Source organism: Geomonas diazotrophica (genome assembly GCF_019063885.1).
GTDB lineage: Bacteria > Desulfobacterota > Desulfuromonadia > Geobacterales > Geobacteraceae > Geomonas > Geomonas diazotrophica.
Map to the genome: position 1 here is coordinate 3715339 of NZ_CP077684.1, position 12501 is coordinate 3727839.

The following is a 12501-nucleotide window of genomic DNA, read 5'->3' on the forward strand; positions in this document are numbered from 1 at the left end:
GAGGGTACATGCAAAAGCTGCAGCTTTGGGAGCGCTACAAGAACCGGCTCTACCACCATTCCGAACTGGACCTAACCGTCGATACCAGCCGCATGAACTTTCCCGACTCCTATCTGGAGGAGATGGAACCGCGCCTGCAGAAGGCCTTCGAGGAAATGGCCGAACTGGAAGCGGGGGCGGTGGCGAACCCCGACGAGCAGCGCATGGTGGGGCACTACTGGCTCAGGGCGCCGGAACTGGCGCCGACACCGGAACTCGCCGAGGAGATCCAGGCCACGCTCGCCTCGGTGAAGGCCTTCGCCTCCTCCGTGCACCAGGGCAACATCGCGGCTCCCGACGGACACCGCTTCGAGAACCTGTTGATCGTCGGGATCGGCGGCTCCGCCCTCGGCCCCCAGTTCGTGGCGGACAGCCTCGGGGGGGCCAAGGACCGCATGAAAGTGTTTTTCTTCGACAACACCGATCCCGACGGGATGGACAAGGTGCTGGCCGAGATCGGCACGGGGCTCCCACGGACGCTGGCCGTGGTGATCTCCAAAAGCGGCGGCACCAAGGAGACCCGCAACGGCATGCTTGAGGCGCGCCAGGCGTTCGAGAAGGCCGGACTTAATTTCGCGGGCCACGCGGTCGCCGTGACCGGCAGCGACAGCGAGCTCGACCGCACCGCCTCGCAGGAGGGGTGGCTGGGCATGCTCCCCATGTGGGACTGGGTCGGCGGCCGCACCTCGGTGACCTCGGCGGTCGGCCTCCTCCCGGCAGCGCTGCAGGGGATCGACATAGACCAGCTCCTGGCCGGTGCGAGGAGCTGCGACCAGGCGACCCGCAGCCGCGTGACGAGGGAGAACCCCGCGGCGCTGCTCGCCCTTTCCTGGTTCCACGCCACCAGCGGCAAGGGGAAGCGCGACATGGTGCTCCTCCCCTACAAAGACCGGCTGATCCTTTTTTCCCGCTACCTGCAGCAGCTCATCATGGAGTCGCTCGGCAAGGAACTGGACCGGGACGGGAACAGGGTGCTGCAGGGAATCACGGTTTACGGCAACAAGGGCTCCACCGACCAGCACGCCTACGTGCAGCAGCTGCGCGAAGGGGTTCCCAACTTCTTCGTCACCTTCATCGAGATACTTAAGGACCGGGAAGGGGCGTCCATGCTGGTCGAGCCGGGAGCCACCTCGGGAGACTACCTCTCCGGCTTTTTCCAGGGAACCAGGTCTGCCCTCTATGAAAAGGAGCGCGAATCGGTTACTATCACCGTCCGCGAAATCTCTCCCGCGACCGTCGGCGCGCTGATCGCGCTCTACGAGCGGGCAGTCGGCCTGTACGCGTCGCTCATCAACGTGAACGCGTACCACCAGCCGGGGGTGGAGGCGGGCAAGAAGGCCGCCGGCAGCGTGCTGAAGCTGCAGGGGGAGATCCTGGAGATGCTGCGGCGCCAGCCCAACCGCGACTTCACCTGCACGGACATGGCCATGACCCTGGCACGTCCGGAAGAAGTCGAGACCGTGTTCATCATCCTGCGGCACCTGGCCGCCAACCCCGCCCACGGGGTCGGCGTCACCCCCGGGGACAAGGTCTGGGAGAACAGGTTCCGCGCCGAAAATACCCGCACCCCCTAACGCCGAAACGCAGAGCGGAAAACGGTGGACCTCCAATAAGCCAGACGCAGAGGAGCAGATGAAGACAGTAGACCTGAGAAGCGACACGGTAACACGCCCGTCGGAGGCCATGCGCCGCGTGATGGCAGCCGCCGAGGTGGGCGACGACGTTTACGGAGAGGACCCGACGGTGAACAGGCTGGAGGCGATGGCGGCCGAGCTCCTTGGCAAGGAGAAGGCTATCTTCGTCCCCAGCGGCACCATGAGCAACCTGACCGCGCTCCTTTCCCACTGCGGGCGCGGCGACGAGTACATCGCCGGGCAGGACGCCCACATCTACCGCTGGGAAGGTGGGGGGGGCGCCATCTTCGGCGGCATCCAGCCCCAGCCCCTGGACTTCGAGGAAGACGGGACGCTGAGCCTGGACCGGGTGCGCCGCGCCGTCAAGCCGGCGGACCATCACCACGCCGTGACCCGACTCCTTTGCCTGGAGAACACCCAGGGGGGACGGGTGCTCCCCCTCCCCTACCTCGAGGAGGCGGCCGGCGTGGCCAATGAACTTGGGCTCGCCATGCACCTGGACGGCGCACGCGTCTTCAACGCCGCGGTCTATCTCGGGGTCCAGGTGGGGGAGATCGCCCGGCATTTCGACTCCGTGTCGGTCTGCCTTTCCAAGGGGCTCGGCGCGCCGGCCGGCTCCGTCCTTTGCGGCAGCGCCGAGCTGATCGGGCGGGCACACCGCTGGCGCAAGGTGGCCGGCGGAGGCATGAGGCAGGCGGGGATCCTGGCGGCAGCGGGCATCCACGCCCTGCAGCACAACGTGGAACGGCTGGCAAAGGACCACGAGAACGCGGCACTCCTCTCCAGCGGGCTGGGTCACATCGACGAGCTCCTGGTGACCCCGGCGCGCACCAACATTCTCTTCGTCACCCCTCCGGCGGGAACCGCCCCTGAAATCTGCAAGGCCCTGGCCGCCGAGGGGATCCTGATCGGGGGAGGCGAGGTGATCCGCCTGGTCACCCACCTGGACGTGGATGGTGCCGGCGTGGAGCGCACCGTATCAGCCTTCAAACGCTTCTTCGCGAGCAGGGGCAACTGACATGGCAGAGATAAGCTGGAACGATTTCGAGCAGGTGGAGATCAGGGTGGGAACCGTGCTGGAGGTGGAGGAATTCCCCGAGGCGAGAAAGCCCGCCTACAAGCTGGTGGTCGATTTCGGCGAGGCCGGGGTGAGAAGGTCGAGCGCCCAGATCACGAAGCACTACACGCGTGAGGAGCTGGTGGGGAGGCAGGTGCTCGGGGTGTGCAACTTCCCCAGAAAGCAGATCGGGCGCTTCTTCTCCGAGGTGCTCATCACCGGGTTTGCAGACGATAACGGCGACATCGTGCTCGCCGCCCCGGAGCGCCCGGTCCCCAACGGCAGCCGACTCTGCTAGAAAAAAAAAGATGGGGCGAATCACCGTTCGCCCCATCTCGTTTGTTAAGGTTCACCCCTTGCACCCTCGCCCACCGGGAGAGGGGGGGCGAAGGCCGGGTGAGGGAGATGCCGTTTCGGCCGAGCCGTCTCCGCAGAGAAAGAGGCCCCTCACCCCGCCTCTCTCCCGGAGGGAGAGGGAGGAAGGCTTGCCGCTCATCCTACCTACCCCTTGATCCTCAGCGCCTCCGCGTAGACCGCGCTCTTGTGGAGCCCGGTTTCCAGAGTCACCCGCTTCACCGCATCCTTCAGGGACATCTCGTCCGACGCCAGGTACTTTTGCAGCAACTCCTCCATCCCCGGGCCATCATTCGACTCCGGCTCCTGCGCGGGGGTCACCAGTATGGCGACCTCGCCCCGGACCTCCCGCCCGCGCACCTCTTCGATGAGCCCCGAGAGGGTGCCGCGCAGAAACTCCTCGAACATCTTGGTCAGCTCCCGCGCCACCACCACCTCGCGGTCGCCGAGCGTCGCCAGCATATCCTCGAGGGTCGCCAGCAGGCGCTTGGGGGATTCGTAGAAGATCAGCACGGCCCGCTCCCCAGCGAGTGCCTGCAGCCTCTCGCGCCTCTTCCCCTGCTTGTTAGGGAGGAAGCCGGCGAAGCTGAAGTGGTCGGTGGGAAGGCCCGAGGCGGAGAGTGCGGTGATGGCGGCGCAAGCGCCGGGAATGGGAACCACGGAGATGCCGCCGGCCACCGCGTCGCGCACGAGCTGGTAGCCGGGGTCGGAGATGCAGGGAGTGCCCGCGTCCGTGATTAGGGCGACGCTTGACCCCTCGCGCAGCCGGTCCAGGATCTGGTCCCCCTTCAGTTCCTTGTTGTGGTCGAAATAGGAGGTGAGCGGCTTGGAGATGCCGAAGTGGGTGAGGAGCTTGCGCGAGTGGCGCGTGTCCTCGGCGGCGACCAGGTCGACCTCCTTGAGGATGCGCAAGGCGCGCAGCGTGATGTCCTCGAGGTTGCCGATCGGCGTGGCTACTATGTAAAGAGTTCCGGGCATAACGGCAAGAAGCCGTTCTATGTTCTACGTTCTATGTTCTGTGTTTAAAGCCTCTCGGGTTTACGTAGAACATAGAACGTAGAACGTAGAACAGGTTCTATTTCCCCCAATCCCGCGCGTAGCGGAAGTCACGATCGATGGTGCGGTTGGAGACCTTGGCGATGATGGGGAGACGGCGCTTGAAGTGCGACCCCTGCACCTTCTTGTGCACGTTGTCGATGAACTGCGCGTCGAAACCGGCGGCCACCAGCTCCTCCCGGCTCATGCGCTGGTCCACCATCCGGTACAGGAGCTCGTCGGCCTCCCGGTAGGTGAAGCCCAACTCCTGCTCGTCGGTCTGCCCGGCCCAGAGGTCGGCGGAGGGCTTCTTCTCGATCACCTCGCGCGGCACCCCCATCGCCTCGGAAAGCGCCCAGACCTGGCTCTTGTAGATGTCCCCGATCGGGTTCAGCGCGCTCGCCATGTCGCCGTGCAGCGTGCCGTACCCAAGAAGCAGTTCGGTCTTGTTGCTGGTCCCGAGCACGAGCCCGCCGACGGCCGCGGAATGGTCGTACAGGATGGTCATGCGCTCGCGGGCCATCTTGTTGCCGCGCCGCATGTTGTCGGCATCCGGGGTCAGGGTGAAGTACGCGTCGATCATCGGGGTGATCTCGATGACCTTGAAGTTGATCCCCAGGCTCTCGGCAACCAGCCTGGCGTGGGCCTCGCTCTCTGGGTTGCTGGTCCGGTACGGCATGCAGTAGGCATGCACGTTCTCGGGCCCGAGCGCCTCGGCCGCGATGTAGGCGACCAGCGCGGAGTCGATCCCGCCGGAGAGTCCGAGCACCCCCTTGCGCACGCCGACCTTGTACACCTCGTCGCGCACGAACCCGACCAGGATCTGGCGCAACAGCTTCGTATTTACAGTCAACCCGCCCATTAGCAGCCTTTCTCCCTGTCGATGCGTTTTAACTCTTTCACGGTGATGGCCAGGTTCTCGTCCCGCATCATCGGGGAGAAGATCCGCTCGCGCCTGAGGGCGCCGCCATCCACCTTGGCCAGCACGAAGTCCTCCTCGAGGATCGCGCCCCGGTCGGTCATCTCGCCGGAGGGAGAGATCGCCTCGGAGCCCCCCCAGAAGTTGATGCCGTCCTCGTAGCCGACGCGGTTGCAGTAGAAGACCCGGCAGTTGAGGAACATGGCGGTCGTGGTGGTCAGTTTCTGCCATGCGGCAGCGGAGCCCAGCCCCTCTGACTCGGTCACCCCGCGGCCGGGGCTGGAGGAGAGGCAGATCAGGGTCATGGCGCCGTCCATCGCCAGGATGTAGGGGGCGGAGAGGTGCCACATGTCCTCGCAGATCAGCATCCCGATGCGGCCAAAGCGGGTGTCGAAGGCGCGGAAGCGTTCCCCGCGGGCCATGTAGCGCTGCTCGTCGAAGAGGCCATAGGTCGGCAGATAGACCTTGCGGTGCACGTGGCGGATCTCGCCCCCCTCAAGGTAGACCGCAGAGTTGAAGAAACGGAAATCGGCCGACACCTCGACGAAGCCGATGGCTATCGAGATGCGCTCGGAAAGTTTCTTCAGCTTCTCCATCTGGGGGGAGTCCAGGCGCAGCGCGACTTCGGGCACCAGGTCCTTCAGGAAATAGCCGGTGAGGGCCAACTCGGGGAATACGACCAGGTCGGCGCCGGCGGCGATACCCTTCTCGATGGCGGCCTCGGCGAGGGCCATGTTGTCGTCCAGGCAGCCCAGCTTAGGCTTTATCTGGGCCAGGGCAACGGTAAAATCCATGAGCTTCTCCGCAATTTTTTTCTCATTACTAGCACAGCGAAAGAGGCTTTGTAAACCTGAATGCTTCATGAGAGTTGGCGTACCCCCTCCCCGCCCCTCCCCCTCCAGTGGGGAAGTGACGGTAAGCGAGGACAGCGGCTAGAGCAGTATGACGAGGACGACCCCGCCGGCGATCACCGAGAGGTTGCAGACGGCGGAGACACCGTGCAGTTTGGAGAACTGGCGGCGCATGGGATCTTCCTTCGGGGTCGTTTCGAATGAAGGGATCTGCTTCTTGATCTCGGCGGCTTTCGGCTCGATGTAGAAGGCCTGAATCGAGGAGAGCGTCAGCATGACGGCGATGATGGCCGCCGCGAGGACCGTACCCTTGCCAGCCATGACCACGCGGCAGATGATAGCGATGACGCCGCAGGCGACACCCCAGCGGAAGTAGCCGGGGAAAAAGAGCCCCACAATGCGAGCTGCAACGTCCCGGCTCTCGGAGCGGAACAGGATCGGTGTGAGCACGAAGGTGAAGAGGGCGGCCCCTCCGAGCCAGAGGGAGATGGCCAGACGGTAGATCGCTGCAACAACCTGCATGTACGTTCCTCCTTGGTGGTTCTTTTAAGCAGGGCGAATGATTATTCGCCCCTACAGTGCGGTAGCGATGGCTTCTCCCTCTCCCGGGATGAGCGGGGATGCTCAGGGATCTCCTCCCTCTTCCCCTGGGAGAGGGTCGGGGTGAGGGCGCTGCAATAGGCAAAATGTCCCTTCGTGGCGTCCCCCTTACCCGGCCTGCGGCCACCCTCTCCCGGGGGGAGAGGGGATTCTCTCCCGGGAATAGGGAATGAGAAGGAATCTGCACCCGCTCTAGTAGGCGAGATCGAAGGCGTTACGGATATGGTCGATGTCCGGCAGGTCGTGGTCGTGCAGCACGATGGCGACCACGTCGAAGCGCGCCTCGGCATCGTAGAGCTTCTTCCTGGAGAGCCAGACCAGCGCCGCCTTGGAAATCTGACGCTGCTTGAAGGGCGTCACCGCGAGCTGAGGCGGCCCGTAATTGTCGTTCTTGCGGCACTTCACCTCGATGAAGACGATGGTGCGTCCGTCACGGGCGACGATATCGATCTCCCCGCAGGGACAGCGGAAGTTGCACTCGACTATCTTGAAACCCTGCCCTTTCAGGTAGGTGGCTGCGATGGATTCGCCGGTGCCGCCGACAGAACCGTTGCTTTTGTTGACTGGCATAGCCGCCCCCCCGCAGTGATAGTGCCGCCCGGTGAACAAGACAACAGTGTAACAGCAAGTACAGTGACCTGATAGCGAAGGCTGGAAAATAGTCAGGCTAGAAGGAGAAAAGTCCGGTAGAAGGCTCGCAGGGGGCTGCACCCGGCTCGGCGGGGCAGTGTTCCTTGACGCCGCTGAAGCTCTTGCGGTGGATCGGGCAGGGCCCCAGTTCCGCGATGGCGGCGAGGTGCGAGGCGGCGCCGTACCCCTTGTGGCTGGCGAAGCCGTAACCGGGAAACTGGGCGTCGTACTGCACCATCATGCGATCCCGGGTGACCTTGGCGATGATGGAAGCGGCGGCGATGGAAAGGCTCAAAGAGTCCCCCTTTTTCACCGTGCGCTGCGGGATGTTCATGGGAACGCTGGAGATGCCGTCGATGAGGAGGAAGTCGGGGGCGACGCTCAGGGCACGCACGGCGTCGCCCATCGCGGAGAGCGTGGCCTGGAGGATGTTGATGCGGTCCACCAGGGCATGATCCCCGATGCCGACGCCCACAGCCAGGGCCTCGCGGTAGATGACGTCGAAGAGCTCTTCCCGTTTCTCCTCGGTGAGTTGCTTCGAGTCGTTCACCCCGGGGAGAAGCATGCCCGTGGGGAGGATGACTGCGGCAGCGACCACCGGACCCGCCAGAGGACCGCGCCCGGCCTCGTCCACGCCGGCGATGCGAGCGTAGCCGCGCCGCAGCACCTGCCCTTCCAGTGCCAGCATGTCGATGGGAGCATCCGGGTTGTCGGGGAAAAGACCGGTCATGGTAAAACCTGAACCATTGGCCACGGAGAAAATCTGAGAACTTCTGAGAAACCCAAACAGAAGCGAAGCTTTTGGGTCACCCCTAACGTCTTTCGCGTCTCTCCGATTTTCTCAGATTTTGTCCGTGGCTGACGGTTTTGCGCTTTCGGGTTGAACAAAAAAAGCCCCGGTCGCCGGACCGGGGCTTTTTCGACTGCGAGCCTGTTACTGGCCGGCGACGTATTTTCTTTCCTTGATCCTGGAAGCCTTGCCGCGCAGCTTGCGCAGGTAGTACAGCTTCGCACGACGGACCTGGCCGCGGGTCACCACCTCGATCGCCTCGATGGACGGGGAGTGCAGCGGGAACACCCTCTCCACGCCGACGCCGTTGGAGATCTTCCTCACGGTGAAGGACTCACGAATGCCGCCGTTCTGACGGCCAAGGCACACGCCCTGGAAAGCCTGGATACGGCTCTTGTCACCCTCGACGATCTTAACCTGCACCTTGATGGTGTCGCCCGGAACGAAAACCGGGATGTTCTTCTTCATCTGTGCCATTTCAATCATGTCAATCTTGTTCATTTGGTACTTCCTCCCTTATCTGGAACCTCTAGCCATAAGACTTAATACTGACAGTTGACCTGCGTTACTCGACTACCAATCTATCCATTTGGCGCCTAGCGCCCGAAAAGCCTGTCCAGCATGATCGATGCCGCGGAGCGTACCGAGAGGTGGTTGTAATCACCCGCTCCCTTGATCGGCTCCAGCACCAGATCGCTCTTGTTGAACACCTGCTCGATGAGCCCCCAACCGGTTCCCAGAAGCAGCAGGTAGGGCTGCTCGGGATCGGCGTCGACGAGCCCCTTCAGCTCTGCGAACGTCACGCTGTTGGGTCTGCCTGAGGCGCCGGTCACGACCACCTTGGGCCTGCGTCCGGTACGGCTCTCGATGTCCGCGATGGTCGACTCCAGCGACTCTTCACACTGCAGCGTCTCAAGCGCCATCTTCCGCTTGGGGTTGTAGGTGGAACCCCAGCCGGTGAGCCAGTGCTCCCGCACCTTCTCAACGAGCTTGATCTGCTCCACGACCGGGGTCACGATGTAGTAGCGGGCCAGACCGAAGGTCCGCGTCAACCGCGCCATGTCGTGGATGTCCAGGTTGGTTACCGAGGTCGCAACCACGTCCTTGTGCTTGTCGTACACCGGGAAGTGGATCAGCGCCAGGCTGAAGTTAGCTGCCGAGGTCATGCGCTTCCGCCTTCCGCCTTCGCTAAAGCTTCGGTGGACAGGTCCGCCTTCGCCAAGGCTTCCACCTTCACTGAAGTTTCGGTGGACTCGTCGGCGGACAATTTCGCCGGCTTCGCCTTCACGTGGGGGTCCAGCCCCAGCTCTTTCAGAAGTTTCTTGTCCTGCTTGCTCCACTCGATCCCGTCGAGGAGCTCGGGACGGGAGGCGAGCGTTCTCCTGATCTGCTCCTTCCTGCGCCACTTGGCGATTTCGGCATGGTTGCCGGAAAGGAGGATGTCGGGAACCTTCTCGCCCCTGAATTCGGGAGGCCTGGTGTACTGCGGGTACTCCAAAAGCCCGTCTGCAAACGAATCGTACTGGGCCGACTCTTCGTGCCCCAGCACTCCCGGCACCAACCGGGACACAGCGTCGACGATCACCATGGCGGCGATCTCCCCGCCGGTCAACACGAAATCCCCCAGGGAGATCTCGTCATCCACGAACAGGGTGCGCACCCGCTCGTCGACCCCTTCGTAGCGGCCGCAGATGATGATGAGCCCTTCCTCGCGGGAAAGCTCCTGCGCCACCTGGTGGGTGAAAGGGCGCCCCCCCGGTGTGGTGAGGATCACCTTAGAACCCGGCCGCTTTTCCTTGACCGCCTCGATGGCGCCCGAGAGCGGCTCGACCTTCATCACCATCCCGGCGCCCCCACCGTAAGGGGAGTCATCGGCGGTGGCGTGCTTGTCCAAGGCCCAGTCGCGGATGTTGTGCAGGCCGATCTCGATGAGCCCCTTGTCGCTAGCGCGCTTCAGGATGCTCTCGGTTAGCGGTCCCTCGAACATAGCCGGGAACAGGGTCAGGATGTCGAATTTCATAGATCGAGCAGCCCCTCGGGAAGAGAGACCGTCATGCGACCTGCTGCCAGGTCAACAGACAATACGACGTCCTCGAGTGCGGGGATGAGTACCTCGCGCCCGTCGTGTTTGACCACGTAGACGTCGTTGCTGCCGGTTTCGATGATGTCGACCAGCTCTCCCAGCTCTTCCCCATCCGACGTAACAACCTGGAGCCCCAGGAGGTCGGACCAGTAGAACTCGTCATCGGGGAGTTTCGGGAGCGCCACCCGGTCGGCGTAGATCTCGCTGCCGACCAGGTGCAGCACCTGGTTGATGTTGTCAAACGGCTTCAGGGTCAGGATGACCCGTTTGCCGTTGGGCTTGGCGGAGACCACGGAGAATTCCTCCATGACCCCTTTCGGAGACGTGATGAAAACGCTCTTTAGCTGCGAGATACTCGAGGCATCCCCCGCAAAGGGAATGACCCGCAACTGTCCCCTGATCCCGTGCGTACCCTGGATCTTGCCAATCAATACTTTGTTACTACCGGACATCTATCACTCTACAATCTTAAGGATGGCTTTCTTGTTGTCCTTTGTGGAGACAGCGTTGAGCAAAGTGCGGATCGCTTTAGCTGTGCGACCTTCCTTGCCTATGATACGTCCCATATCCTCTTTTGCGACGGTCAGCTTGATTACGTTGGTTTCTTCTTCCAACTCCTCGGTTGCTCTCACCTGGTTCGGATCGTCTACAAGTGCCCTGGCGATGGTCTCAACAAGCTCTTTCATGTCGCTATCCTCTGTAGTGTGGGATATCCGGCTGGCCGGTACTAAGAGATATTAAGCGGCAGGGGCGACGAACTTCTCCCAGATGCCGGTCTTCTTCAGGATCTGCTTGACCGTGTCGGTCGGCTGAGCGCCCTTGCCGAGCCACTCCAGAGTCTTCCCTTCTTCCAGGTTGTAAACCGCCGGGTTCTTGTTCGGGTCGTAGGTGCCGACGTTCTCGATGAAGCGTCCGTCCCTGCGGCTACGGCAGTCAGCAACCACTACCTGGTAAAAGGGTTTCTTCTTAGCGCCCGCACGTGCAAGTCTGATCTTTATTGCCATTTCTTCCTCCTGGTATTCTCGGATCCTTGGGATCCGCCATTGCGTGTATTGTGTTTACGATTCTGGTAACTGTATCTGAGTTGGTGCAATAGTCAAAGGCAAGCGGCCTAAAAGGGGAGCATCCCTTTACCCATGCCTTTCATTCCTTTCATCAATCCCTTGGGGCCCATTTTCTGCAACTGTTTGACGACCTTCTGAGCTTCCGTGAAGCGCTTCAGGAGCTGGTTCACTTCCTGTATGCTGGTGCCGCTACCCTTGGCGATCCTCAAGCGGCGGCTACCGTTGATGATGGTGTGGTTGGCGCGCTCCTTGAGAGTCATGGAGTCGATGATCGCCTCGATCCGTTTCAGCTCCTTCTCGGAAGGCTGGGCGCCCTGCATCTGCTTCATCGCCTTCCCCATGCCGGGGATCAGGTTCATGATCGATTCGAGCGAGCCCATCTTCTTGATCTGCTGCAGCTGGCTTCTGAAGTCTTCGAGGTCGAACTGACCGCTCTTCTTCATCTTCTGCTGCAGACGCTCGGCTTCCTTCTCGTCGAAGGTGGCCTGCGCCTTCTCGATCAGGGTGAGGACGTCGCCCATGCCGAGGATGCGGGAGACCAGGCGGTCGGCGTGGAACACGTCCAGCGCGTCAAGCTTCTCGCCCAAGCCTACAAATTTAACAGGTTTCCCGGTAACCGCCTTGATGGAAAGCGCCGCGCCGCCTTTGGCGTCGCCGTCCAACTTGGTCAGGATGACACCGGTGATGCCGAGACGGTCGTTGAACCCCTGCGCCACGTTGACCGCTTCCTGGCCGGTCATGGCGTCGGCGACGAACAGGGTCTCGCGCGGGGCGAGCTCGTCGCGGATACCTTCCAGCTCCTCCATCAGGTAATCATCGATCTGGTGGCGGCCGGCGGTATCGTAGATGATGACGTCGAAACCGTTCAGGGTCGCGTAGCGGTGCGCCTCGCGGCAGATGTCCAAAGGCTTCTGGCTCGCCAGCGAGTTGAACACCTCGATGTCGAGCTGGCGGCCGAGCACCTTCAACTGCTCGATCGCGGCCGGGCGGTACACGTCGGCCGGGACGAGGAGCGGCTTCTTCCGCTGCGCCTTGAGGTACTTGGCCAGCTTGCCGCAAGAGGTGGTCTTACCGGCGCCCTGGAGGCCGACCAGCATGATCGCCACCGGCGGCTTGGCCGCAAGATCGAGCGAGTTGTCCTCGCTGCCGCCCATGAGGAGCACCAGCTCGTCGTGGACGATCTTGATCACCTGCTGCCCGGGGGCGAGGCTCTGCAGCACCTCGGTGCCGACGGCACGCGTGCGCACCTTTTCGACAAAATCCTTGACGACCTTGAAATTTACGTCGGCTTCGAGCAGCGCAAGACGAACCTCGCGCAACGCATCCTTGACGTTGTCCTCGGTCATCACCCCCTGCCCGCGGAGCTTCTTGAAGACCAGGTCGAGTTTATCGGAAAGAGTCGCGAACATCTATAAACCTATAAGTCGTCGAAATGACGTATTTAT

At 62.4% G+C, this 12501-nt stretch carries 15 protein-coding genes and 1 pseudogene; 3 read left to right on the forward strand and 13 right to left on the reverse strand.

Features of this window, described 5'->3' with window-relative positions:
* The first annotated feature begins 8 nt into the window (after nt 1–8).
* From KP003_RS16250 to KP003_RS16260, 3 genes are read left to right on the forward strand one after another with little or no spacing between them, the layout of a single operon-like run.
* The gene (locus tag KP003_RS16250; RefSeq protein WP_217299900.1) at nt 9–1613 is read left to right on the forward strand and encodes a glucose-6-phosphate isomerase; all 1605 of its coding nucleotides are present in this window, start codon (nt 9–11) and stop codon (nt 1611–1613) included.
* 58 nt (nt 1614–1671) lie between these two features.
* Nucleotides 1672–2691: a low-specificity L-threonine aldolase gene (gene ltaE / locus KP003_RS16255; RefSeq protein ID WP_217299901.1), complete on the forward strand. Its 1020-nt coding sequence runs from the start codon at nt 1672–1674 to the stop codon at nt 2689–2691.
* A 1-nt stretch (nt 2692) separates the two neighbouring features.
* Nucleotides 2693–3028 carry a tRNA-binding protein gene (locus tag KP003_RS16260; RefSeq protein ID WP_217299902.1) on the forward strand — a complete coding sequence of 112 codons (336 nt, stop codon included), beginning with the start codon at nt 2693–2695 and terminating at the stop codon, nt 3026–3028.
* A 203-nt stretch (nt 3029–3231) separates the two neighbouring features.
* Here the strand turns inward: KP003_RS16260 and rsmI are convergent, their stop codons facing one another.
* The 13 genes and pseudogenes from rsmI to ffh all read right to left on the reverse strand — a co-directional run bounded on the left by rsmI (nt 3232) and on the right by ffh (nt 12465).
* Complete coding sequence (rsmI, locus tag KP003_RS16265; protein ID WP_217299903.1) at nt 3232–4062, reverse strand: 16S rRNA (cytidine(1402)-2'-O)-methyltransferase; 831 nt, start codon at nt 4060–4062, stop codon at nt 3232–3234.
* A gap of 97 nt (nt 4063–4159) precedes the next feature.
* On the reverse strand, nt 4160–4981 hold the full coding sequence (locus KP003_RS16270; protein ID WP_216789208.1) for an NAD+ synthase: 822 nt from the start codon (nt 4979–4981) through the stop codon (nt 4160–4162).
* Complete coding sequence (locus KP003_RS16275; RefSeq protein ID WP_216789210.1) at nt 4981–5832, reverse strand: nitrilase-related carbon-nitrogen hydrolase; 852 nt, start codon at nt 5830–5832, stop codon at nt 4981–4983. Before KP003_RS16275 ends, KP003_RS16270 begins: the two co-directional genes overlap by 1 nt.
* 138 nt (nt 5833–5970) lie before the next feature.
* Nucleotides 5971–6411, reverse strand: coding sequence for a DUF4149 domain-containing protein (locus tag KP003_RS16280; protein WP_216497676.1), 441 nt, complete (start codon nt 6409–6411; stop codon nt 5971–5973).
* A 270-nt stretch (nt 6412–6681) separates the two neighbouring features.
* The gene (locus KP003_RS16285; protein ID WP_216497675.1) at nt 6682–7059 is read right to left on the reverse strand and encodes a YraN family protein; all 378 of its coding nucleotides are present in this window, start codon (nt 7057–7059) and stop codon (nt 6682–6684) included.
* 97 nt (nt 7060–7156) lie between these two features.
* Nucleotides 7157–7849: a ribonuclease HII gene (rnhB, locus tag KP003_RS16290; protein ID WP_216497674.1), complete on the reverse strand. Its 693-nt coding sequence runs from the start codon at nt 7847–7849 to the stop codon at nt 7157–7159.
* A 204-nt stretch (nt 7850–8053) separates the two neighbouring features.
* Nucleotides 8054–8410 (reverse strand): 50S ribosomal protein L19, encoded by a 357-nt coding sequence (rplS, locus tag KP003_RS16295; protein ID WP_129124523.1) that lies wholly within the window; start codon nt 8408–8410, stop codon nt 8054–8056.
* Nucleotides 8411–8505: 95 nt separating this feature from the next.
* The gene (locus KP003_RS16300) at nt 8506–9075 is read right to left on the reverse strand and encodes an RNA methyltransferase (protein WP_217299904.1); all 570 of its coding nucleotides are present in this window, start codon (nt 9073–9075) and stop codon (nt 8506–8508) included.
* A gap of 137 nt (nt 9076–9212) precedes the next feature.
* Nucleotides 9213–9929 (reverse strand): annotated as a pseudogene (trmD, locus tag KP003_RS16305) (tRNA (guanosine(37)-N1)-methyltransferase TrmD); the annotation flags it as partial.
* Nucleotides 9926–10444: a ribosome maturation factor RimM gene (rimM, locus tag KP003_RS16310; RefSeq protein ID WP_217299906.1), complete on the reverse strand. Its 519-nt coding sequence runs from the start codon at nt 10442–10444 to the stop codon at nt 9926–9928. The gene rimM and the pseudogene trmD, both read right to left, overlap by 4 nt.
* 3 nt (nt 10445–10447) lie before the next feature.
* Entirely contained in the window at nt 10448–10678 is a 231-nt protein-coding gene (locus KP003_RS16315; protein ID WP_216497670.1) for a KH domain-containing protein, read from the reverse strand.
* Between the two features lie 51 nt (nt 10679–10729).
* Nucleotides 10730–10996: a 30S ribosomal protein S16 gene (gene rpsP, locus KP003_RS16320; protein ID WP_135869506.1), complete on the reverse strand. Its 267-nt coding sequence runs from the start codon at nt 10994–10996 to the stop codon at nt 10730–10732.
* Between the two features lie 107 nt (nt 10997–11103).
* Nucleotides 11104–12465: a signal recognition particle protein gene (gene ffh, locus KP003_RS16325; protein WP_216497669.1), complete on the reverse strand. Its 1362-nt coding sequence runs from the start codon at nt 12463–12465 to the stop codon at nt 11104–11106.
* Between the last annotated feature and the right edge of the window lie 36 nt (nt 12466–12501).